This window comes from Lentilitoribacter sp. JB5-8 (assembly GCF_055693385.1).
On the sequence record NZ_CM146332.1, the window covers coordinates 558,985 to 580,398 of the forward strand.

The 21,414-nt window shown below is 45.0% G+C and carries 25 protein-coding genes; 10 read left to right on the forward strand and 15 right to left on the reverse strand.

Going from position 1 to position 21,414, the window contains the following annotated elements; genetic code table 11:
• Positions 1-6 precede the first annotated feature (6 nt).
• Positions 7-1,413 (reverse strand): glucuronate isomerase, encoded by a 1,407-nt coding sequence (gene uxaC / locus ACZ1GZ_RS02685; protein WP_472666882.1) that lies wholly within the window; start codon positions 1,411-1,413, stop codon positions 7-9.
• 116 nt (positions 1,414-1,529) lie between these two features.
• Here uxaC and ACZ1GZ_RS02690 point away from each other — a divergent pair, with 116 nt between their 5' ends.
• Positions 1,530-2,363: an alpha/beta hydrolase gene (locus tag ACZ1GZ_RS02690; protein WP_472666883.1), complete on the forward strand. Its 834-nt coding sequence runs from the start codon at positions 1,530-1,532 to the stop codon at positions 2,361-2,363.
• A 20-nt stretch (positions 2,364-2,383) separates the two neighbouring features.
• Here the strand turns inward: ACZ1GZ_RS02690 and ACZ1GZ_RS02695 are convergent, their stop codons facing one another.
• The 5 genes from ACZ1GZ_RS02695 to ACZ1GZ_RS02715 form a co-directional block, all read right to left on the reverse strand.
• Entirely contained in the window at positions 2,384-2,983 is a 600-nt protein-coding gene (locus ACZ1GZ_RS02695; RefSeq protein WP_472666884.1) for a pyridoxamine 5'-phosphate oxidase family protein, read from the reverse strand.
• 42 nt (positions 2,984-3,025) lie between these two features.
• On the reverse strand, positions 3,026-4,747 hold the full coding sequence (locus tag ACZ1GZ_RS02700) for a SulP family inorganic anion transporter (protein ID WP_472666885.1): 1,722 nt from the start codon (positions 4,745-4,747) through the stop codon (positions 3,026-3,028).
• A 103-nt stretch (positions 4,748-4,850) separates the two neighbouring features.
• Positions 4,851-5,735 (reverse strand): MBL fold metallo-hydrolase, encoded by an 885-nt coding sequence (locus ACZ1GZ_RS02705; RefSeq protein ID WP_472666886.1) that lies wholly within the window; start codon positions 5,733-5,735, stop codon positions 4,851-4,853.
• Positions 5,736-5,792: 57 nt separating this feature from the next.
• On the reverse strand, positions 5,793-6,224 hold the full coding sequence (locus tag ACZ1GZ_RS02710; protein WP_472666887.1) for a DUF6691 family protein: 432 nt from the start codon (positions 6,222-6,224) through the stop codon (positions 5,793-5,795).
• A gap of 4 nt (positions 6,225-6,228) precedes the next feature.
• On the reverse strand, positions 6,229-6,660 hold the full coding sequence (locus ACZ1GZ_RS02715; RefSeq protein ID WP_472666888.1) for a YeeE/YedE family protein: 432 nt from the start codon (positions 6,658-6,660) through the stop codon (positions 6,229-6,231).
• Positions 6,661-6,761: 101 nt separating this feature from the next.
• On the opposite strand from ACZ1GZ_RS02715, the gene ACZ1GZ_RS02720 reads away from it, so the two are divergent.
• Positions 6,762-7,061 (forward strand): ArsR/SmtB family transcription factor, encoded by a 300-nt coding sequence (locus ACZ1GZ_RS02720; RefSeq protein ID WP_472666889.1) that lies wholly within the window; start codon positions 6,762-6,764, stop codon positions 7,059-7,061.
• Positions 7,062-7,089: 28 nt separating this feature from the next.
• Here the strand turns inward: ACZ1GZ_RS02720 and ACZ1GZ_RS02725 are convergent, their stop codons facing one another.
• The 5 genes from ACZ1GZ_RS02725 to ACZ1GZ_RS02745 all read right to left on the reverse strand — a co-directional run bounded on the left by ACZ1GZ_RS02725 (position 7,090) and on the right by ACZ1GZ_RS02745 (position 10,621).
• Positions 7,090-7,917: a sulfite exporter TauE/SafE family protein gene (locus ACZ1GZ_RS02725; protein WP_472666890.1), complete on the reverse strand. Its 828-nt coding sequence runs from the start codon at positions 7,915-7,917 to the stop codon at positions 7,090-7,092.
• A 34-nt stretch (positions 7,918-7,951) separates the two neighbouring features.
• A complete protein-coding gene (locus ACZ1GZ_RS02730) occupies positions 7,952-8,188 on the reverse strand; it encodes an Lrp/AsnC ligand binding domain-containing protein (protein WP_472666891.1) in 237 nt (78 codons plus the stop codon).
• A gap of 69 nt (positions 8,189-8,257) precedes the next feature.
• Positions 8,258-8,515, reverse strand: a complete 258-nt coding sequence (locus tag ACZ1GZ_RS02735) for a hypothetical protein (RefSeq protein WP_472666892.1) — start codon at positions 8,513-8,515, stop codon at positions 8,258-8,260.
• 35 nt (positions 8,516-8,550) lie between these two features.
• Complete coding sequence (locus ACZ1GZ_RS02740) at positions 8,551-9,948, reverse strand: sensor histidine kinase (RefSeq protein WP_472666893.1); 1,398 nt, start codon at positions 9,946-9,948, stop codon at positions 8,551-8,553.
• A 1-nt stretch (position 9,949) separates the two neighbouring features.
• A complete protein-coding gene (locus ACZ1GZ_RS02745) occupies positions 9,950-10,621 on the reverse strand; it encodes a response regulator transcription factor (protein WP_472666894.1) in 672 nt (223 codons plus the stop codon).
• Positions 10,622-10,690: 69 nt separating this feature from the next.
• Here ACZ1GZ_RS02745 and ACZ1GZ_RS02750 point away from each other — a divergent pair, with 69 nt between their 5' ends.
• The 7 genes from ACZ1GZ_RS02750 (at position 10,691) to ACZ1GZ_RS02780 (ending at position 17,274) form a co-directional block, all read left to right on the forward strand.
• Positions 10,691-11,758, forward strand: a complete 1,068-nt coding sequence (locus ACZ1GZ_RS02750; protein WP_472666895.1) for an ABC transporter substrate-binding protein — start codon at positions 10,691-10,693, stop codon at positions 11,756-11,758.
• 123 nt (positions 11,759-11,881) lie between these two features.
• A complete protein-coding gene (locus ACZ1GZ_RS02755; protein ID WP_472666896.1) occupies positions 11,882-12,850 on the forward strand; it encodes a Bug family tripartite tricarboxylate transporter substrate binding protein in 969 nt (322 codons plus the stop codon).
• Positions 12,850-13,341: a tripartite tricarboxylate transporter TctB family protein gene (locus ACZ1GZ_RS02760; RefSeq protein WP_472666897.1), complete on the forward strand. Its 492-nt coding sequence runs from the start codon at positions 12,850-12,852 to the stop codon at positions 13,339-13,341. Before ACZ1GZ_RS02755 ends, ACZ1GZ_RS02760 begins: the two co-directional genes overlap by 1 nt.
• Before the next feature lies 1 nt (position 13,342).
• Positions 13,343-14,848 carry a tripartite tricarboxylate transporter permease gene (locus ACZ1GZ_RS02765; RefSeq protein WP_472666898.1) on the forward strand — a complete coding sequence of 502 codons (1,506 nt, stop codon included), beginning with the start codon at positions 13,343-13,345 and terminating at the stop codon, positions 14,846-14,848.
• A gap of 3 nt (positions 14,849-14,851) precedes the next feature.
• Positions 14,852-16,219, forward strand: coding sequence for an acyclic terpene utilization AtuA family protein (locus ACZ1GZ_RS02770; RefSeq protein WP_472666899.1), 1,368 nt, complete (start codon positions 14,852-14,854; stop codon positions 16,217-16,219).
• On the forward strand, positions 16,206-16,505 hold the full coding sequence (locus ACZ1GZ_RS02775) for a DUF4387 family protein (protein ID WP_472666900.1): 300 nt from the start codon (positions 16,206-16,208) through the stop codon (positions 16,503-16,505). Before ACZ1GZ_RS02770 ends, ACZ1GZ_RS02775 begins: the two co-directional genes overlap by 14 nt.
• A gap of 82 nt (positions 16,506-16,587) precedes the next feature.
• Complete coding sequence (locus ACZ1GZ_RS02780; protein ID WP_472668214.1) at positions 16,588-17,274, forward strand: fumarylacetoacetate hydrolase family protein; 687 nt, start codon at positions 16,588-16,590, stop codon at positions 17,272-17,274.
• 6 nt (positions 17,275-17,280) lie between these two features.
• Here ACZ1GZ_RS02780 and ACZ1GZ_RS02785 read toward each other — a convergent pair whose 3' ends face one another.
• The 4 genes from ACZ1GZ_RS02785 to ACZ1GZ_RS02800 form a co-directional block, all read right to left on the reverse strand.
• Positions 17,281-18,084 (reverse strand): ABC transporter permease, encoded by an 804-nt coding sequence (locus tag ACZ1GZ_RS02785; RefSeq protein WP_472666901.1) that lies wholly within the window; start codon positions 18,082-18,084, stop codon positions 17,281-17,283.
• On the reverse strand, positions 18,081-18,866 hold the full coding sequence (locus ACZ1GZ_RS02790; protein WP_472666902.1) for an ABC transporter permease: 786 nt from the start codon (positions 18,864-18,866) through the stop codon (positions 18,081-18,083). The genes ACZ1GZ_RS02785 and ACZ1GZ_RS02790 overlap by 4 nt, the downstream gene beginning before the upstream one ends.
• A gap of 136 nt (positions 18,867-19,002) precedes the next feature.
• On the reverse strand, positions 19,003-19,740 hold the full coding sequence (locus ACZ1GZ_RS02795) for a transporter substrate-binding domain-containing protein (protein ID WP_472666903.1): 738 nt from the start codon (positions 19,738-19,740) through the stop codon (positions 19,003-19,005).
• 25 nt (positions 19,741-19,765) lie between these two features.
• Positions 19,766-20,539: an ABC transporter ATP-binding protein gene (locus ACZ1GZ_RS02800; RefSeq protein WP_472666904.1), complete on the reverse strand. Its 774-nt coding sequence runs from the start codon at positions 20,537-20,539 to the stop codon at positions 19,766-19,768.
• A gap of 272 nt (positions 20,540-20,811) precedes the next feature.
• Here ACZ1GZ_RS02800 and ACZ1GZ_RS02805 point away from each other — a divergent pair, with 272 nt between their 5' ends.
• Complete coding sequence (locus ACZ1GZ_RS02805) at positions 20,812-21,414, forward strand: HAD family hydrolase (protein WP_472666905.1); 603 nt, start codon at positions 20,812-20,814, stop codon at positions 21,412-21,414.

Consider the following 21,414-nt stretch of genomic DNA (forward strand, 5'->3'; position numbering starts at 1 on the left):
CAAGACCTAAAGACGATAGGCTTCCTTGGCCAATCGATAAGTTAGATCATGCGCGAGTTCAAATGCGTCTGCCTTGCGAAGGCGACCAGTTAAAACAAGTTCGGCGAGATACGCACAATCAGACCTGCGCGCCACATCATGACGTGCAGGTATGGAACAAAATGCCCGCGTGTCATCATTAAACCCAACCGTATTATAAAAACCGCAAGTTTCAGTCACAGCTTCACGATATCGCTTCATGCCCTCATAGCTATCAAAGAACCACCATGCAGGACCCAGCTTTAGCGCCGGATAGGCACCTGCAAGTGGCGCTAATTCGCGGCTATAAACCGTTTCATCCAGTGTAAATATGATGATTGTAAGATCAGGCTCCATGCCAACAGCGTCGAGCATCGGCTTAAGTGCTGTAACATAGTTTGTTGACGTTGGGATATCAAAACCTTTATCGCGACCATGTGTTTGAAAAACTGTTTTAGAATGATTGCGATAAGAGCCAGCATGAATTTGCATCACCAATCCATCTTCCAAACTCATCCGTGCCATTTCTGTTAGCATATGTCCTCTGAAACAATCCGCTTCATCAGCAGTAAATTTGCCCGACATGATTTTATCAAACAACGCTTCAATCTCAGCCAATGGCAGATCTTCAGTTCTCGCCGTTACATGACCATGATCTGTTGCTGTTGCACCGATTTCTTTAAAGTAAGCGCGTCTTAATTGATGCGCTTTTAAGTAACCCTGCCAGCTTGTTGCATCTTGCCCGGTGAGTTGACCCAATTGGCGCACATTATCCGCAAAGCCTTCAAACTCGGGATCCACCGTTGCATCGGGTCGATAGGTGGTGATCACCCTTCCATTCCAATCACTGTCATTGATTTGTTGATGCCATTTAAGATCATCAAGCGCGGATTCCGTTGTGGCAATCGCCTCAATGCCAAAGCGCTCAAATAATTGTCTTGGGCGGTAAGCATCATCCTTAAGCTTTGCATCAATGTGATCATAATATTGATCGGCGGTATCTTCTGACAAGACTTCATCAATTCCAAAAACATGCTCAAACGAATGATCAAGCCACATTTGCGATGGCGTACCACGAAACAGATGATAGTTTTTAGCAAAAAGCTGCCAGATATCGCGCGGGTCTTTGTTTTCTGATGCGCCATCTGAATATGGCACCCCGAGATCAGGCAATTTGACACCTTGCGACACTAGCATGCGAAACACATAGTGATCAGGCACGACAAAAAGCTGTGCTGGATCAATAAAATGTTCGTTCAGTGCAAACCAGCTGGGATCGGTGTGCCCATGCGGACTAATAATGGGAAGATCACTAATCGCCTCATAAAGTTCGCGCGTTAGTTTTCGCGCAGAAGATTCGATCGGGAATAAGCGGTCAGGATCAGTCAATGCCATTGAGATAATTCTTTTCATGTCTGTAATTTACACAAGTAACTTGTTCTATGTTGTTGCCAATAATTGGTCAACAACGCTAATTTGACTATGAATTCTTCAAGGAGGCAGTGTGAATTATGTCAACACATCACAAAATCCAGTTTCCAATTCTTGATTGGGATCAGGCTTATGACAATCGTGGATATGTGCCAAATGTTGACGATTTAGTTGCTAATCTGCCAATTGAAGCGGCTGAATATCGTTCCAAAACCATCTGCAAATTGGATGTGTCCTACGGCCCATCAGAACGCATGGTCTACGATGTTTTCTTGCCCGACAGCGTACCAAAAGGACTCGTGGTTTTTGTTCACGGCGGGTATTGGCACCGAACCAGTAAATCGGTCTGGTCACATCTCGCCGAAGGTGCGGTCAAACGAGGTTGGGCGGTTTGTATGCCAAGCTACGAATTATGCCCCGATGTAACCATCAACGAGATAACTCAAATGATCGGGCAAGCCATAAATCAGGTTGCCAAAGAAATAGAAGGCCCCATTATCTTGTCAGGACATTCCGCTGGTGGTCATCTTGTATGTGAAATGATGAGTGAAGGTTCACCACTTGAAGAAAGCGTGCGTTTACGCCTTCAAAAAGTGGTATCTATTTCGGGATTAAGTGATCTGCGCCCACTCTTAAACACCAAAATGAATGAGATTTTAGGTCTTGATCTGATTAGCGCGAGCGCTGCAAGCCCAGCACTTAAAAGACCCTATCAAAATATTCCATTGGTCGCGTGGGTGGGCGGTGCAGAACTGTCAGAGTTTCTGCGCCAAAATGCGCTAATAGCCAATATGTGGTACGGATTAGGCGCCAAAGTTACCATCGTCGAAGAACCCGACAAAAACCACTTCAATGTGATCGATGGATTAAAGGTTCCCAACTCACCACTCATTGATACATTACTTGCGATCTAAATACAGATTTTCACGACTCGCTACGGGTTAATCCATTTAGACGATTTTGTATCGCCTTGATCAGCATAGAAGAAGATCGCCCTTCGATTGTCCGAACGCTTAAGCTGGAACCAATCCAAGCTGTCGGCTTTAAACAAAATCACCCCAAATCGCGCTCGACCTTTTACCAATTGTTCTGGTGTTGGCGACATTGCTTCCTTGGCATTTTCACCAGATTGGGGCGCCCGTGTTTCTTCGCCAGGTGGGCCACCACAATAGGTATTTTTGGTCCATACAGACAACTTATCCCATTCAATCTGATTGATATCAGAATTTGGCGCTAGCAATTCCGCGTGGCCATTAAAGCGATATTGCTGACCAGCTCGTTCGCTAAATCCCAAAATGGATGCTTTGGGATGCGCAGTAAGTTCCGCCCATTTGTCGCTTTTAATATCGGTGTGAAACATTAGCTGGCGTTCTTGCACATTCACGCCGCGCAACACAAGCAAGCGGCTGACAGGCACTTGATCATGGGACAAAGTTGCAAGCGATAAATAGCGTAGATCATGATCACGCTCTTCGCAGGCATTCTTAAAACACTGCCAAACATCTTTGTCGATCAATGCTAAATCAAGATCCATAAAACCCTCTGCAATCAGACAGTATAATAGAGCATAAATATATCAAGTTACGCCCATGCGTCTTAGTTCTTTAACAGCGCAATGTTGCGAAAGATATATCTTTCCAGTTAAGTGCGATGTGAAATCTGTCCGCTCCAAACGATCCATCACCGGACCTTTTACTTCCGTTAGATGAAACGTCACACCATTATCTTTTAGACGTTCATTCAAGGCTTCCATCGATTCAAATGCACTCATATCGATTGCGTTAATTGCTGAGCATTGCAGCAAGACATGGCGGATGTCTTCATTTTGCGCCACTAAATCATAAACCGCATCTTCTAAAAATCGCGCATTGGCAAAATATAAGCTTTCATCAACGCGTACAGAAAGAATATGCGGATCAGTGATTACCTCATGCCGAAGCACATTTCTGTAATGTTCCGAACCGGGCACCTGACCCACAACCGCCATATGAGGGCGCGATGATTTATAAAGATGGATAAAAATAGAAATCACCACGCCTGCGGTCACACCTGCTTCAATACCCAAAACAAGCGTGATCAGAATTGTTGTTAAAACGGCAATGAAATCAGCTTTTGAATAATTCCAGGTTTTCTTCAAAATCGAAAAATCTACTAAGGATAAAACCGCGATGATAATCGTTGCGGCCAGCGTCGCCTTTGGAAGAAAGAAAATCAGTGGCGTGAGAAAAATAGACGCAAAGGCCAATCCAAGTGCTGTAAACGCACCAGCGGCTGGGGTATCTGCACCCGCATCAAAGTTCACCACAGATCGAGAAAATCCACCTGTCACAGGAAATCCACCCGAGAAAGATGCACCGATATTGGCAGCGCCTAATCCCACCAATTCCTGATCAGGTGAAATGCGCTGACGTTTTTTTGCTGCAAGGGTTTGCGCAACGGAAATCGATTCAACAAATCCAATCACAGAAATCAGCATTGCAGAACCAATGAGCGATATCCAAAGATCGAGAGAAAATGACGGCGCAGTAAGCGGTGGCAAGCCTTGCGGCACGTTGCCAACCAGCGCAACGTCATAACGCGACAGATCAAAAACCCATGCGACAACAATCGTTGCAATAACCGCAAAGACTGGACCAATCTTGGCGCTCACGTCAGCAATTCTAGGCGATACTCCGAGCTTAACCAAATAAGGTTTGAGATAACCACGCATCAAAAACAAAAAAGCCAGCACGAAAATACCGATAGAAAATGTGTACCAATTCATTTGATGTAAATTGTCGCCAAGTGAGATCAGCAACTCAACGAAATTATGCCCTTCAGCTGAAATCCCAAATATGTGCTTAAGTTGACTGGCAGCAATGATCGTACCTGATGCTGTGATAAAGCCCGCAATCACGGGATGCGATAAGAAATTCACCAAAAAACCCAAACGGAACATTCCCATAAAAACCAGAAACACACCGGATAAGAATGCCAGCGTGATCGCCGCTATGATATAATCTGCTGACCCAGGGTCAGCAATCCGGCTAACAGCTGCTGCGGTCATAAGCGATACGACTGCAACCGGCCCAACAGCCAATGCATTACTGGTGCCAAAAATAGCGTATAAAACAATGGGAATGATCGATGCATAAAGACCCATTTCCGCAGGCAGTCCTGCCAACAAAGCATAGGCCAACGATTGCGGAATGAGCATGATCGTCACAATCACCGCCGCCATCATATCATTGGTAAAATTTGTCGAATTATAGGTTCTACCCCATTTTAAAATGGGTAGATATTTAGATAGTCCAAGCATCAAAAATCACAACATTCAGAAAGATATTATTCGACAAGACAAAGCCGTTTGGGTGACTATGCCACCACAAAGCCTTTTAAACTATAAAAATTAGCTTTGTCGGCTAAAGCTTGTTAACTGGCACTTTGATAATGGGGTCACCATCATCATCACGCGGGATTTCACCAGCACGCATGTTGACCTGCAAGGAAGGAATAATCAGTTTTGGCATGGCCAATTGCGCGTCTCGTTCGGTCCGAAACTTCACAAATTCTTCTTTTGTTTTGCCACTCCCGACATGAATGTTATCACGCTTCTCATCGCCAACAGTTGTTTCCCACATAATCTCGCGACCATTGGGACCGTAATCATGACACATAAAGAGCCGCGTTTCTTCAGGAAGGCTCAGAACTTTCATGATTGAATCATAAAGTTCACCAGCATCACCGCCCGGGAAATCTGCCCGCGCGGAACCGCCATCAGGCATAAACAACGTATCACCCACAAAGGCTGCATCACCCATGACATGAACCATACAAGCCGGCGTATGGCCGGGCGTATAGATAGTGAATGCCTGCATGTTTCCTATTGTGTAAGTATCGCCATCTTTAAACAAAGCATCAAATTGCGAGCCGTCTCTTTGAAACTCAGTGCCTTCATTAAAGACCTTGCCGAACGTTTCCTGAACGACCATGATCTTATCACCGATACCAACCTTGCCGCCCAATTTATTTTGAATATAAGGCGCAGCTGATAGATGATCCGCATGCACATGGGTTTCGATAATCCATTCAAGCTGCAGCGAGTTTTCTTCAATATATGATATCATCCTATCGGCATGTTCATAGGTGATACGCCCGGCCGCATAATCAATATCCATAACCGAATCGACAATCGCACATGATGAGGACGAGGGATCTTTCACCACATAGCTGATCGTATTCGTCGCCTCATCAAAAAACGCCTTAACCTCAGGCTTAATGCTGATATCAATCGGGTATGAACTCATTTATCTGTCCTCAATTCGTCAATTTTACGTCGACTTACGAATAGTTTATCGCAAGGTTTAAGCAGCCTGTGCAGTTATTTTAGTGTTGAGCAATCTGGCAACAAAAATACCAGCAATTAAAGCAAACATGAACATAAATGTTTCGCTATAGCCAAGACCAATTGCCGGGATTGCGCCGCCCGGGCAAAATCCCGCAATACCCCAACCAACACCAAATGTGGCTGAGCCAATGACAAGACGCGTGTCGATATCCTTACTTGATGGCACCATATAAGCGACATCCAATAATGGCGATGTACGCGTTTTAAAGATGATTTGATAGCCAATGGCTGTCGTGATCAGCGCGCCACCCATGACAAAAATCAAACTTGGATCCCAAGTTCCAGCCAGATCGAAAAAGTTTAAGACCTTCGCTGGATTTGCCATGCCAGAAATAGCAATCCCCAAGCCGAAAATCATTCCAATAAGTAAAGTGATAAATAGTTTCATGACATTAACCCCCAAGCACGTGGCGAATAACAAAAACGGTGATGAAACAGGCGATCATGAAAACAACGGTTGCCGCTATGGATCGCGGAGATAAACGCGCCATACCGCACACACCATGCCCTGATGTACAGCCGGATCCATAATAAACCCCAACGCCTACAATGAACCCACCAAAGGCAAGCGCTGTAGTTGAGACCGGAACTGCAAATGGCACAATACCGCCTGCTAATATATATCCCATTGGTGCAATGATAGCCCCGATGAGAAAAGCAGCACGCCAAGACCAGTCCGATGAAAATGGAGGAATGAGGCCTGATAATATGCCGGTCATACCAGCAATTCGTCCTCGAACGGCCATCAATAATACGGCGGAAATTCCAATGAGAACACCACCGCCTAGTGATGCCCATGGTGTAAATTCTGTTGAGTAATCCAATATGCACCTATAATAAATCTAAAACGCAAATACAAAATTGTTGTTGCCAATATATAAAACATCTTTTATATAAACAATCACAAATATGCAAGGGATTTTTTATGCAGTTCGACATGACCGAAATGGAGCCCAAATTTGAACAGGCGTCCAAACTCATGGAAATGCTATCGCAACCCGCGCGATTGCGAATTTTGTGCATCTTATTGTCGGGTGAAAAAAGTGTACTCGAATTATCTCGAGAGGTCGGCATGTCGCAACCTGGCATGTCACATCATTTAAAAAAATTACGTGACGCGGAACTTGTTGAAACAAGGCGTGACGGCCAAACAATATATTATTCGCTGCAAGGACGCGAAGTCTCTGCCGTTATGCAAACGCTTTACGAATTGTACTGCGCTTAATACGTATCTAAGTTTGACTTTGAGCTCATTAGCTCAACCCAACCCACAACATGCGTAGTGACGTGATGAACAAAAACAGCGCAAAAGCTTTTTTCAAATTGGCTGGATTAAGGCTGTGAGCAAGTTTTGCACCCAAAGGTGCGGTAAATACGCTTACCGAAAAGATCAAAACAGCCGCTGGAATGCTGACATATCCAAACGAATAGGGTGGTCGGAGATCTGCTGACCAACCGGACCAAATAAATCCAATCACGGCCGGGATTGCAATCACCAAACCAAAAGCAGATGCAGTGCCCACCGCCCGGTGAATTGGAAATGAAAACGCCGATAAGATCGGTACAGACAATGTCCCTCCACCAATTCCCATAAGGGCTGAAAACCCGCCAATAAAACTCGGTAACAATCCCTTACCCAAAACACCTTTTGGCAGAGTTTCTGAAATTACGAGCTTCTTGGGTAAAGCCATATTAATGGATACCAGCAATGCGATCACGCCAAAAATCAGCGTCAAACTGGATGAGGCCAAATATTTAGACAAGATCCCACCGATCGCAGCGCCGATGAAAATCAATGGTGCCCATGATTTTAACATATCGATATCGATCGAGCCCTTTTTATGGTGAGACCTGGCCGAAGAAATCGAAGTAGGAATAATAGTCGCAAGCGACGTTGCAACAGCAACATGCATGCTGATCTGCGCTGGAATATCCAAATAATCGAATAAAATAAATAAAACTGGCACGATGACAATTCCGCCACCAACACCCAATAAACCCGCCAGAACGCCTGCAATCGCACCCGTGCACAACATGGCAACAGCCAAAACGAGGAGAAAGGCCAGAGTATAATCAGCCATTACATAAAGCCTTTATTTTGTTGGATGCCTAGAATTAAAACGTCTTGAACGTCAGCGTTGTTAAGGTGCGTTCGATACCTTCAATGTCGAGCAAATTATCATTGATATATTTACCAATATCGACATCTTTATCGACATAGAGTTTGACGAGTAGGTCATAATCACCACTGGTCGAATATAACTCCGAATGAACCTCTCGAGCGACAATTTCGTCAGCCACTTTGTACCCCGTACCGGGCTTGCATCTAATTTGCACAAAGACACACTGCATCTATTTGCTCCTCAAAAAGTCCATCTGATTATTTCTTTGTCTCACCCATAAATCGGATTGACCCGCGCATCAAGTCAAAGCGGACTTTATCTCAAGCCATTCTTCGTCGAAACTGCCATCAAACGGCGGCTTGCCAGCACGTTTATACCAATAATCAGCATTGAAGCTATCGCCTTCAATTCGGTGAACATAAGCATGAACCCAATCATATTCTGCCATGCCTTCCCCAGCCTGACAGATCGCATGGGCCGCCTCAAGATCAGCACCCGTTTGATAATTTCCAGATTTTATAAAATCCAGCGCTTTCAAAAGGTCCGTATTCACCATGATTTATTCCTTAAAGATTTTACCAAGCCCTTATATCAAGCCTCAGTATAAAGCGGAAATTTAAGCGCTACAACGAGACCTGATCCCATATCGCGATCCTTAAGCTCCATCACTCCACCAAACAAGTGAGCAATATCTCGGGCAATGGGCAAACCCAAACCCGATCCATTTTTCGAATATTCGCCACTTGAAAAGCGTTGCATTAAATCAATTTTTTGCTGCGCCGACATGCCGATACCATCATCTTCAATATCAAGGTGGCACGTTCCCTCAACATTAAGGCACCGCACGGTGATATGAATATCATTACCGCCATATTTTACCGCATTTTCCACCAAATTACGGAGCATTTCGCGATATAATACCGGATCACCTTTGATTAAAAGATGATCGATACCTTCATAACCTAAATCGATATTGCCGATATTCTGCAGGGCAATAATATCAGCACAAACCATTTTACAGGTTTCAGCAATATCGCAATTAAGATCTGGCAAGTTCTCCAACTCACCGGAATCAATGCGCGCTAAAACCATAAGGCGTGAAATCATTTTTTCAGAATCTTTAATCGCATCATCCACCTGGGTAAGCGCCTTATCCCGATCAACTTCTGATTTTGCGCGACGCGCAATTTCAGCCTGCGTTCGCATAACAGCAAGTGGTGTGCGCAATTGATGACTGGCATTGGAAGTAAAATTTCGCATCGCGGAAATACTTGTGCCAATCCGGCTCAAAAGATCGTTTGTTGTTGTCACCAACCCTTTAATCTCGTTTGGCACTGCATGTAATATTGGCCGCAAGTCATCGGAGCTGCGCCGCCCTATTGCATCGCGAACTGTGTAAAGCGGCCGTAACGCACGGGTCACCGCAAACCAAACCGCTATTGCTGCGGTTAGGATAAGAAACCCTTGGCGGATCGCTGATCTTATTAAAATTTCCTGCGCCATTTTATTGCGTGCATTGGTCGTTTCAGCAATCGCCAACCGATAACCAAGCGAATGTTGACTTGAAGATGCAGCCCCTTCCAAAACTGCAATTCTAATTGGGAAATTTCGAAATTCTGCATCTGAAAATTTAAGACTGCTCTCCGAACTATCGACAGATTGCGGCAAATCTAAATTTCTGTATCCGGTAATAAAATCTCCAGCTTCACCTTCAATTTTATAAAACACCCGATCATCTTCTGCCGATGTGAGCATCTCTAAGGCAACATATGGGATGTCGACATCTAAATCGCCATCATCATTGACGAAAATACGTTCAGCAATAGCAAGCGCGGAACCTGCAAGCACCCTGTCGGAAATATCATCCGCGGTAAGGCGTGCGGAATTATAAGCATCAATCAACGAAATAAGGCCAATGATTAACAGCGGTAGTAGCAGCCAAACCAACAACCTTTGACGCAGTGAATATGCTTTCGATTGCCCGCTCATATTATTCGTCTAGCGTCTGCAAGTAATAGCCCAACCCGCGCGCTGCCTTGATGGTCAACCGGTATGTCACCAGACGCTTTCTCAAACGTGAAATATATTGTTCAATAGCGTTTTCGCTGATGTCTTCATCAAAACTTGATAGCGTTTCGATCAAGCGGGACTTAGATAAAATTCGCCCGTTTGCAATCAACAATTCACGCAAGACATTGGTTTCACGAGCGGGTAACTCAATGGATTTTTCATTGGCAAATACCTGATTAGTTTTTAAATCTAGACTGATTTGACCAAATTCTAACTGCGAGGTTTTAACGGCCTGCGCCCGACGCAACAAGGCGCGGATACGAGCCTCTAACTCACTCCATTCAAACGGCTTTGACATATAATCGTCTGCACCTATATCAAGCCCTTTAATGCGATCATCAAGCCCGCCTCTTGCAGTTAATATAAGCACAGGAACGAGGCTTCTTTTCGCACGAATTTCTTTCAAAACCTGCAAACCATCGATATCAGGCAAGCTCAAATCTAATATAATTAGATCATAATTAAACGCAGCTGCAGCTGATAAAGCCCCATCGCCATCCTCCACCAGATCCGCAACAAAACTGCTATCATTGAGCAAGTGTTTTAAACCTTGTCCAAGTTTTTTATTGTCTTCAACGACTAAAATACGCATTCTCTCTCCCGAACTTGCAATAAAACACATATTTTTTGAATGTAAAATTGATTTTTGAAGGGGTTTTTCTTGAAAACCAAATTTTTATTCGTCATCGCGAGCCTTCTTGCTTTTTCACCTGCAGCAGCTCAAACCTTGTTTCCAGCCGTCAGTGAAAGCCCCAATGTTCAGACACTTGTTGTGTATTCGTCTTTGGATGAAGATGCCTCCAAGCCTTTGATTGCGGCATTTCAACAACAAAACCCAAACGTTGCCATCTTGTATGAAGACCTACAATCTCTTGATATTTATGAGCGCGTTATTCGCGAGACCGATAATGGTGAGAAAACCGCTGATCTGGTCTTATCTTCTGCAATGGATCTTCAAGTGAAATTGGTCAATGACGGATATGCACAAACCAGTTTTAATGCAGATACCGAGAATTGGCCAAGCTGGGCGAAATGGCGAAATTCAGCGTTCGGGTTAACATATGAACCATCGGTGCTTGTTTATCACAAGCCAAGCTTTGAAGAAATTTCCCCACCAAAAAATAGATCCGATCTTGTTGCCTTGCTTAAAAACAATGATGATAAAATCTACGGTAAAATCGCAACCTATGACATTGAACGATCTGGATTTGGATTTTTGATCCTCGCCCGTGATCAAGAACATAATCGCAATATCTGGGATCTGGTCAGCGCAATGGGTTCAACGGGGGTCAAACTATATTCAAACTCTTCATCTATCTTAGAGCGCGTATCAGATGGTCGATTTGTTTTAGGCTATAACATTGTAGGCTCTTACGCAGAGAATTGGGTGCGGCAAAATCCTGATCTGGGTATCATTATGCTAGAAGACTACACAATCGTTATGTCACGCATTGCGCTCATTCCTCAAGCTGCTGCAAATCCAGAACTTGGCAAGACGCTTTTGTCTTTTTTAATGTCCAAAGACGGACAAACTGTCATGGCAAGTGATGTGAAACTACCTGCATTACATCCAGATGTATTCGGCAACAACACAGCAACAACGCTGCGAGAAAAGATGGGAAGCCAACTTAGACCAATATCAATTGGGCCGGGCTTAATCGCCTATCTCGATCAGGTCAAACGCTCTCGCTTCATCTCCCAATGGAACACAGCCCTGCGCGGAAACTGACATATAGACCCCGACAATTTTCTTCAAAATGATTCTTTTGGGTCTTGTCAGCTAGATGACAGTTTTGTGTGTTTAGCTTCGTCAGCTCCGCGAAACCGCGGTGCCTATCATTGGGAGGAAACAATGAACCTTAAATTTATGAAAACCGCGGCATACGGCGCGGTTCTAAGTGCTGCAATGCTAACAACTTCAATTGCAGCTGAATGTATTGCTCCAGCTAACCCAGGTGGTGGTTGGGATTTCACATGTCGCCAAATCGGTAAGATCATGTATGACATCAAAGCTGTCGATAAACCTGTTCAAGTCACCAATATGCCTGGTGCCGGTGGTGGTTTGGCTTACAACCACGTTGTGGGTGAGCGCGGAAGCGATGCAGATTTGATCGTTGCTGCATCTTCTGCAACAACAACACGCCTCGCACAAAACGCATATGCTGGTATGACAGCTGACCAAGTTCGCTTCGTTGGTGCTATCGGTGCTGACCCGGGGGTAATTGCAGTTGCTGCTGATAGCAAATACCAGTCTTTAAACGATCTTGTAGACGCTATTTTGGCAGATCCGGGTTCTGTGGCCTTTGCTGGCGGTTCAGCTGTTGGCGGATTTGACCACCTAAAACCACTTATGGTTCTTAAAGAAGCTGGCTTCACTGACATCACCAAAGTCAAATATATCGGTGTTGATGGTGGTGCAGATGCGATCACGCAAACAGTTGGTGGCTTTACACAAGCAATGACTGGTGACATGTCTGAAATCGTAAGCTTCCTTGCAAATGGCGACATTCGTGTGATTGCTGTTCTAACAGACGAGCGCGTTCCTGGTTTTGAGGACATCCCAACAGCGAAAGAACAAGGTTATGACGTTGTTGCTGTGAACTGGCGTGGTCTTTATGTGCCAAAAGGCATCTCTGATGACCAGTTCAATGATTGGGCAGGGAAATTGCAACAAGTTGCTGACAGCCCAGAATGGGCAGAAGCTATGGCTGCAAATGGTCTAGCACCATTTACAAAAGTTGGTGGCGACTTCCAGTCCTATGTTGACGGTCTGGTTTCTGACATCAATGCAATGTCCAAAGAATTGGGAGTTATCCAGTAATGGCCTCAGACCGTATTTTTGGTCTGATAACCCTGATCACTGCAGTCGCGTATATCGCGGCTGCCACTCAGATTCAGACAAATCTGTTTTCGGGTCAGTTTCTTCCGAAACTTTTTCCATTCTTAATCGGTGCAGTTGCCGCTATCTCATCTTTGGTATTGATCTTTAAGCCAGATCCCAATCCAGAATGGCCGCAATCTCAAACATGGATAAATATGGCAATCGCGGTCGCAGTGCTTTCTGTTTATGCTGTTATGATTACGCCTTTAGGATTTATTTTACCAACCATCTTCGCGGCCGGAATTATCAGCTATCAAATTTCTCCTAACGCTAAAAACGCAATTTTGAGCGGCATCGGCTTGGCACTGGTATTATTTGCGCTGTTTAAATACGCATTAGGACTTGGCAACATCGTGGCATATAAGATTCCCACGCTTGCTGGTCTTTGGGACGCACTGACAATTCTCATTCCATTTGTAGGCGGACACTAGCATGGATATTCTTTCCAATCTCGCGCTTGGATTCTCAGTAGCGCTCTCGCCCTATACGCTTATGTTGGCGATTATTGGTTGCTTCTTGGGAACCATTATCGGCGCACTTCCTGGCTTAGGGCCATCAAATGGTGTGGCCATTCTCATACCGATCACATTTACCCTGGGTCTTGACGCCACAGCCGCGCTTGTCCTTATGACATCAGTTTATTATGGCGCCATGTATGGTGGTCGCATCAGCTCCATTCTTTTAAACATTCCCGGTGACGAACCGGCATTGATGACCACGCTAGATGGTTACCCTATGGCCAAAGCAGGCCGCGCGGGAGATGCGCTTGTGCTGTCAGGTGTTGCATCTTTTGTGGGTGCATTTTTGGCAACCATTGGCTTGATGCTGCTTGCACCAGTTCTAGCGCGTGTCGCATTTTTGTTTGGGCCAGCTGAATATTTTGCACTTTATCTTTTGGCCTTTTGTACCTTGGGTGGCATGGCATCCAACAATCAGGCAAAAAGCGCGATCGCTGCCTGTATTGGTCTAGGTATCGCAATGATTGGCGTTGATAGCTCATCTGGTTTACCACGTTTAACCGGGGGCAATCTGCACCTATTTGATGGAATTGACTTCCTTGTTGCAATTGTTGGTTTGTTCGCAATTGCAGAAGTATTCTTCTTCATTGAAAGCCACGGCAAAGGTTCAGCCATTGGTGTTGTGTTAGATAAAGTCCGCATTCCGTGGAAAGACATCATGGCGACACGATGGACCATGTTACGTGCATCACTTGTTGGCTTTATCGCGGGTGTGCTCCCGGGCGCAGGTGCATCATTAGGCTCTTTCATGGCCTATATGTCGGAAAAATCAATCGCTGGCGAAAAAGGTGGATTTGGCACCGGGGTTCCAAAAGGTGTTGCCGCTCCTGAAGCTGGTAACAACTCCGCAGCGGGCGGTGCATTGGTACCTATGTTGACGTTGGGTGTACCGGGCTCAGGCACAACGGCCGTATTGCTCGCGCTGCTTATGACGCTCAACATTACACCCGGACCAACACTCTTCCGCGAAAATCCAGATGTAGTTTGGGGTCTGATCGCATCACTCCTCATCGCCAATATTGTATTGCTCTTGATGAATGTCCCAATGGTGAAAATATTCGTCAAAGTGCTCACGGTTCCGGCATGGGTTCTGTTGCCAGGCGTTACGATGATTTCTTTCGTCGGGATCTACTCGCTATCTGGAAGCTATTTTGATCTGTTGCTGATGATTGGCTTTGGTGTCCTTGGATATTTCCTACGAAAACTCGATGTACCAACGGTACCTGTGATCCTCGGTATTCTGCTTGGCGGAAACATGGAAGATGCATTGCGTCGCGCCATGACATTGTCTGATGGCGATGCCACTTACCTCTTCTCAAGTTGGATCGCAATTGGTCTTTGGGTTGCAGCCTTTGCAGGTTTCATTGCACCCATGTTCCTACGCAATATCTTGAAAAAACCACAGGCGGTTACGGATTAAATTATGACAAAAGTCGTCGTACCATCAGGTGCACTAGGCCTGAATTATGACAAAGAGGCCCTGCAGCGCGCGATCGCTGCAGGGCCTGATATTATCGCTATTGATGGCGGATCTACTGATTCCGGCCCTTCTTATTTAGGGCGCGGTATCTCAAAATATTCCAGAAGCTCGACCAAGATCGAATGGAAAGGTTTGATGGAGGCACGCGCAAAAGCCAATGTGCCGCTTGTCATCGGAACTGCAGGCACTTGCGGTGCAGATAGCGCTGTCGATTGGCTGGTTGATATTACCAAAGAAATCGCTCAAGAACTCGGCCAGAACGTTAAAATCGCTGTTTTAAAATCATCTCAAGATAAAGACAAAATTCAAAACGCCTTTACCGACAATAAAATTTCACCCCTCGAACACGCACCAGATTTAAACGCAAACGACATAAGTTCGTTTGAAAACATCGTGGCACTAGCTGGTGTTGAACAGATCACCGAAGCACTCAACACTGGCGCTGATATCATCATTGCTGGGCGCACAACCGATACGGCCATCATCGCCGCATTGCCGATCAAAAATAATTGCCATACCGGCGCTGCTTGGCATGGAGCCAAAATTGCCGAATGCGGTGCGCTTTGCGCAACCAACCCACAATCGGGTGTCATTCTCGTTGACTTTGATCATGAAGGTTTCACCGTCACACCAATGGCAGACAACGCAAAAGCAACACCTCATACAGTGTCAGCGCATATGCTTTATGAAAATTCAAACCCATTTATCCTTTATGAACCCGGTGGGCATTTGGATGTGACAGACGCAGGCTATTCGGCCATTGATCAAAAGTCCGTGCGGGTTGAAGGTGCCAAATGGGTGCCGTCTGAAGACTATACAGTTAAGCTCGAAGGCTCGCGCATTACCGGTTATCAAGTCATGATCATGGCGTTGGTTAGAGACAGTCACTATGTGGAACATGTTGAGCAATGGACATCAGATATTCACGATTTATGCACGTCAAAGGTAAAAGATCGCTTGGCTTTAAGCGATGCTGATTTTGATATTGAACTTCGACTAATCGGCAAAAATGCAACCCTTGGCGCAATTGATAAAAACACCAAAGATGCTTCTGAAATCGGTGTAATGGGGATTGTCACAGCCAAAACGTCAGAGCTCGCCAAAGAAATCGGCAAAATTTTAAATCCCTATCTCTTGCATCACCCACTCACCAAAGAAGAAGAAGTGCCAACATTTGCATTTCCATTTTCACCGGCTGAAATCGAGGTTGGTCCAATTTACGAATTTGGCCTCAATCATGTTCTCCAACTCGATCATCCAATGGATGCGTTTTCGCTTGATGTTATTGAGGTGAAAAATGGCACGGCTTAGAGATAAGGTTGAAAAGGTCCGTTCGAAAAACGCAGGACCTTTTTGGCTGACAATTGATATTTTTTGTGGCGAGAAATCAGTCTATCAAGACGTTTGCGAAAAGTTGAACAATCTCGATATTGCAAAGGTTCTAGACGTTGACGAAGCCAATTTGAAAAGATTTGAAATCGCTTCGCTCAACGTATTGAAAATAAGCCTGCCACGTCCACAGATCCAGGGTTCAATGCGCGATCGCGATATGCATGGTGCAGGTTGGGCAGCGATCATCGGCGAGATGGAAATCTAAACCTACAGCGACTTGATTGTTTTCCTAATCTTGAATTGATGCTATGGCAGCAGATATTACCAACAAGGACTTATCTGCATTCATGGATTACATTTTCGAACCCGCGCCACAGAGCTTTATTCCTATCAAAGGATCGGATCAAAAATTTCCAATCCGGCGTATTTATTGTGTGGGTCGAAATTATGCAGATCACGCGCGCGAGATGGGTCATGATCCTGATCGCGATCCTCCGTTCTTTTTCCAAAAGAACCCAAACAACGTTCTTCTTGGGAATGCAGATTTTCCCTATCCAGATAAGACCTCAGATGTTCATCACGAGATCGAACTCGTAGTCGCACTCAAACAAGGCGGCAAGGATATTTCATTAAGCGACGCGAAATCCTGCATCTTTGGTTATGCAGTTGGCATTGATATGACACGGCGAGATTTACAAGGCGAGATGAAAAAGCTCGGCCGCCCTTGGGAAATTGGCAAAGCTTTTGAACATTCAGCCCCTTGCTCAGATTTGGTTCCAGTTGAAAAAAGCAGGCTCATTGAAAAGGGTGAGATCTGGCTTGATGTAAACGGAGAGCGAAAGCAATCTGGCGACGTGAACCAGATGATCTGGAATATTGAAGAAACAATTTCCTATCTGTCAGGCCTATTTGAACTAACCGCCGGCGACATCATTATGACAGGGACCCCTGCCGGTGTTGGCCCGGTCAACAAAGGCGATGAGATGCGTGGTCATGTCGAAGGTGTTGGCAGCATCACCTGCAAAGTGGTTTAAACTCTGCTAGTGATTTTTGCTGATATGACGATTTAATCGACGGTTGAACCACCCAAAAATGAAAATCACAATCAGCGTTAAAACGATAAAGTAACCTGCGATAATCGGATAAGGCACAAACGGGTTGAACGTTTTATCGGCGAAATAACTCGCGAAATAAAGCGCGTCACCTTGTTGGCGCCAAGCGGGAAAACTCGAAAAGAACACCAGCGCCGTGGCATGGAGCAAAAATATCGCTTCATTGGTATAAGATGCCCATGACAAACGTAGCATTGTCGGCCAGATAATCCGCTTGTTAATTTGCGATTTGGTCATGCCAATGGCTTTGCCTGCCTCAATCTCCCCTTTGGGAACTGATCGTAATGCTCCGTAGAAAATCTGCGCTGTATATGCCGTTGTGTTTAAAAACAGCACAATAGTTGCGCCAAGCCAGGCGCGTGTGAGCCAGCGTGTTTCTATCGTTATTTCGATGAACCCCAAATTGATGTCAAAGCCAAGTTTTGGCAATAAAACGAACGCTTCATATAAAAGGAAGAATTGAATGAATAATGGTGAACCGCGAATGACAAAAATGAAAAACGCGGCGGGCCGCCAAACATAAGGATTGGAACTATTGCGGGCAAAAGCCACAGACGAGGCTAGAAAGAAACCCAAGCCCAATGCGATCACCGCAAAATAAACATTCCAGATGAGCCCCGAACCGATCAACACCACTTGTTCGCAAAGCGTAATATCGGCACGCGGCAAGGCGCGCTCACCCAAACCAATCGCACGTAATCCATAATCGGTAATCGTTTGCGCACAACTCATGCTTGGCCTCCAATCATGGCCTGACCTTTTGATACTCTAAAGTTTAGCCGTGCAAAAACCTTTTCGCTGACCCATGACAGCAACAAGTAAAAAACAAGTAATACGAGGAAATAACCCAAGCGCCAGTCGCCATGGGGATAATCAAAACGTTCGGTTTTTGAACCGCCTAACTCGCGCGCCCAATAAACAATATCTTCCACACCAAGCAAGAACAAAAGCGGCGTCGCCTTGATCAATATCATCCAGAGATTGGATAAACCCGGTAACGCATAAACCCACATTTGTGGCAAGTGAATGCGCCAGAATATCTGCTTTCGCGACATGCCGAAGGCAGCAGCTGTTTCCAACTGATTTTTGGGTACCGCGCCCATTGCACCATGGAGAGTGTTGGCTGCAAATGCGCCAAACACAATTGAAAAAGCCAAGGCAGCAAGAAAAAACCCGTAAGTTTCGTGCACCCATTGCGGGGATGGACCAAGCGGCATTTTTGCCGCCGCACACACAACAAAATCATTTCCCTGCCGAATGGGTTCAGTCCATTCCGAGCATTTTGCATGGTGACGTAAATATTCAATGCCTTGATCGAGCGCGATCGGAACAAATAAGAAAAAGATGATATCTGGAATGCCGCGCACCATTGATGTGTATGCAAGGCCAAACCAGCGAAAGGGTGCAATTCGCGAACGTCGCGCTAAAGCACCGGTAAATCCAAATAATAAAATAAACGGCACGCAAATGGCCAAAAGCGAAAAGACCACTAAAAAACTGAAATAGAAATTCATGTGTTTTCCGGTTGTCAAATAACAGGACCACCAGGAGAAACCTTCTAGAATTTTAGGATCTGCGCAGTATTCAAACATAAAAGCGAGCCATTTTAGAAGAAAGGCCGCTAAAATAGCGGCCCATCAATTCGTTATATTAGTATTTGACCATACGGCCATCGAACCATTTGGCAATCATTGTCGACAATGTGCCATCAGCTTTGATGGAATCAATTGCAGCATTCAGCTTATCCTTCAATTCAGTGTCAGACTCGCGAATACCCATGCCGATACCGCCGCCAATTGCAATTGGTTCACCGATAAAGACAAGCTCACCATTTGAAGCTTTCACAATGTCCTGCCAGAAAGCATCATCAGCAAGTGCTGCATCAACTTCACCGTTTTTCACAGCTGCAACAACTTCATCCGGTGTTGAAAATTCAACAAGTGTTGCACCGCTATCAGACACATAGCTTGCTTGGATAGTTGCTGTTTGTGCAGCAACGCTGCCTTTGATCGCATCCATGCTTGCACCAGCAGCTGCAACATATGTTGATGGATCCGGTGGGAAATATTCCTGCGTGAAGTCAATCACTTCATCACGTTCTGCAGTGATAGACATACCAGCGATAATCGCATCATAGTTACCAGATACAAGGTTTGGAATAATGCTATCCCACTCATTGGTCACCCATGTGCAATCAAGTTCGGCGCGCTTACAAAGCTCATCACCAACTTCACGCTCAAAACCATCAACTTCGCCAGCATCATTGATGAAGTTATATGGTGCATAAGCGCCTTCTGTTCCCAAACGAACTGCATGGCCATCAGCCATTGCAGATGTTGTAAATGCCGCAGCAAGTGCAACTCCGCCCAAAAGTTTAATCAATTTCATGTTTTTCTCCTTTATTATTTTCCCGTTAATAAGAGCTCGCCAGAAATTCTCTGCATCGCTCCGATTTCGGATTATTAAACACCTCTTCAGGTGATCCTTCTTCTTCAACCATCCCTTTGTGAAGAAATAATACTCTGTTACTCACATCTCGTGCAAAACCCATTTCATGGGTCACAACAATCATGGTTCGACCTTCCTCGGCCAAACCCTGCATGACATGCAGAACTTCACCAACCAGTTCAGGATCAAGCGCTGATGTCGGCTCATCAAACAATAAAGCTTTCGGCTCCATCGCCAGCGCACGGGCTATCGCCACACGTTGTTGTTGGCCGCCTGACAATTGACTGGCATATGAATTGGCTTTGTCGGCGATACCAACTTTGCTCAAATAGTCCATCGCTCGCGCTTCAGCTTCATCTTTGTCCACTTTTAGCACTTGAACCGGACCTTCAATCAGGTTTTGCAAAACAGTCATATGCGACCACAAATTAAAGCCCTGAAACACCATGCCCAATTGGCTGCGCAATCTTTGAATTTGTTTCTCATCCACACCAAGCGCTTTGTTGTTCTTATCTTTGCGGATGATCACCTCTTCACCATCCAAAACAACGCGTCCTTTATCCGGCATTTCCAAGAAATTGATACAGCGCAAAAATGTACTTTTGCCGGAACCCGAACTGCCTATGATCGACACTACATCACCAAGTTTGGCATGAAGTGAAATGCCTTTCAGCACATCTAATTTTCCAAAGCTTTTGTGAATGTTGTCAGCGATTAAGCTGTAGTCCGCGTCGCTCATATATAGGCATGCCCATTTCTATGAGGTTCATTTAAGTAAAGGCACATGACTAGAACTCCGTACAAGATATATCGCAGCATCATAAATACATAGCATCTTGTCAATAGGAACTTGTGCTACAGATCTGTCGAGACGCGAAATTGATATACCATTGTTTCAAGCGCTACCAGCATATTTTACTTGTGATTACGTATTTTTTCGAAATTGTTTTATATCTGACACATGATAGTGATAGTTGATCCTATCTTTTTGTCTTTATTATTTGGTCTTTCATGAAAAACATTATCTTTGACGTCGGCAAGGTTCTCATCCAATGGGATGTGCGCCCTTTCTTCTTAAAACACTTTAATAATCAAGAAGCGGTTGAAACCTTCCTTGAGGAAGTTGATTTCTTTAGTTGGAATCTTGAGCTGGATCGTGGCCTAAGTTTTATAGATGGTGTTAAAGAACATAGCGCCAAATTTCCGCATTATACAGAAGCCTTCAAAGTGTTTAACGAAAATTGGTCTGATACGGTTCCCGGTCCAATTGCTGGAACTGTTGATATATTATCCGAACTTAAATCAAAGAATGTCCCGCTTTATGCAATTACCAATTTCTCTCATGAAAAATGGCCCATCGCGTGCGAAAGGTTCCCTTATCTTGGCGACAGCTTTATTGACACAATCGTCTCCGGTGAACACAAAATGATCAAACCCAATCCTGCTATTTACCAGCTTCTGCTTGATCGCAATCAACTCAAACCAGAGGATTGTATTTTCATCGACGACACTTTGGACAATGTCAAAGCTGCGAACGACCTTGGTATTGACGGTTTATTGTTCACTTCGCCCGAGCAATTTGCCAAAGACCTAAAAGAGCGAGACATCCTTTAA

Excerpts from the sequence above, each read along its gene's own strand:
- uxaC (WP_472666882.1), bottom strand. The coding sequence starts at position 1,413 with ATGGCATTGACTGATCCTGACCGCTTATTCCCGATCGAATCTTCTGCG.
- ACZ1GZ_RS02690 (WP_472666883.1), top strand. The coding sequence starts at position 1,530 with ATGTCAACACATCACAAAATCCAGTTTCCAATTCTTGATTGGGATCAG.
- ACZ1GZ_RS02695 (WP_472666884.1), bottom strand. The coding sequence starts at position 2,983 with ATGGATCTTGATTTAGCATTGATCGACAAAGATGTTTGGCAGTGTTTT.
- ACZ1GZ_RS02700 (WP_472666885.1), bottom strand. The coding sequence starts at position 4,747 with ATGCTTGGACTATCTAAATATCTACCCATTTTAAAATGGGGTAGAACC.
- ACZ1GZ_RS02705 (WP_472666886.1), bottom strand. The coding sequence starts at position 5,735 with ATGAGTTCATACCCGATTGATATCAGCATTAAGCCTGAGGTTAAGGCG.
- ACZ1GZ_RS02710 (WP_472666887.1), bottom strand. The coding sequence starts at position 6,224 with ATGAAACTATTTATCACTTTACTTATTGGAATGATTTTCGGCTTGGGG.
- ACZ1GZ_RS02720 (WP_472666889.1), top strand. The coding sequence starts at position 6,762 with ATGCAGTTCGACATGACCGAAATGGAGCCCAAATTTGAACAGGCGTCC.
- ACZ1GZ_RS02725 (WP_472666890.1), bottom strand. The coding sequence starts at position 7,917 with ATGGCTGATTATACTCTGGCCTTTCTCCTCGTTTTGGCTGTTGCCATG.
- ACZ1GZ_RS02730 (WP_472666891.1), bottom strand. The coding sequence starts at position 8,188 with ATGCAGTGTGTCTTTGTGCAAATTAGATGCAAGCCCGGTACGGGGTAC.
- ACZ1GZ_RS02735 (WP_472666892.1), bottom strand. The coding sequence starts at position 8,515 with ATGGTGAATACGGACCTTTTGAAAGCGCTGGATTTTATAAAATCTGGA.
- ACZ1GZ_RS02740 (WP_472666893.1), bottom strand. The coding sequence starts at position 9,948 with ATGAGCGGGCAATCGAAAGCATATTCACTGCGTCAAAGGTTGTTGGTT.
- ACZ1GZ_RS02745 (WP_472666894.1), bottom strand. The coding sequence starts at position 10,621 with ATGCGTATTTTAGTCGTTGAAGACAATAAAAAACTTGGACAAGGTTTA.
- ACZ1GZ_RS02755 (WP_472666896.1), top strand. The coding sequence starts at position 11,882 with ATGAACCTTAAATTTATGAAAACCGCGGCATACGGCGCGGTTCTAAGT.
- ACZ1GZ_RS02760 (WP_472666897.1), top strand. The coding sequence starts at position 12,850 with ATGGCCTCAGACCGTATTTTTGGTCTGATAACCCTGATCACTGCAGTC.
- ACZ1GZ_RS02765 (WP_472666898.1), top strand. The coding sequence starts at position 13,343 with ATGGATATTCTTTCCAATCTCGCGCTTGGATTCTCAGTAGCGCTCTCG.
- ACZ1GZ_RS02770 (WP_472666899.1), top strand. The coding sequence starts at position 14,852 with ATGACAAAAGTCGTCGTACCATCAGGTGCACTAGGCCTGAATTATGAC.
- ACZ1GZ_RS02775 (WP_472666900.1), top strand. The coding sequence starts at position 16,206 with ATGGCACGGCTTAGAGATAAGGTTGAAAAGGTCCGTTCGAAAAACGCA.
- ACZ1GZ_RS02780 (WP_472668214.1), top strand. The coding sequence starts at position 16,588 with ATGGATTACATTTTCGAACCCGCGCCACAGAGCTTTATTCCTATCAAA.
- ACZ1GZ_RS02785 (WP_472666901.1), bottom strand. The coding sequence starts at position 18,084 with ATGAGTTGTGCGCAAACGATTACCGATTATGGATTACGTGCGATTGGT.
- ACZ1GZ_RS02790 (WP_472666902.1), bottom strand. The coding sequence starts at position 18,866 with ATGAATTTCTATTTCAGTTTTTTAGTGGTCTTTTCGCTTTTGGCCATT.
- ACZ1GZ_RS02795 (WP_472666903.1), bottom strand. The coding sequence starts at position 19,740 with ATGAAATTGATTAAACTTTTGGGCGGAGTTGCACTTGCTGCGGCATTT.
- ACZ1GZ_RS02800 (WP_472666904.1), bottom strand. The coding sequence starts at position 20,539 with ATGAGCGACGCGGACTACAGCTTAATCGCTGACAACATTCACAAAAGC.
- ACZ1GZ_RS02805 (WP_472666905.1), top strand. The coding sequence starts at position 20,812 with ATGAAAAACATTATCTTTGACGTCGGCAAGGTTCTCATCCAATGGGAT.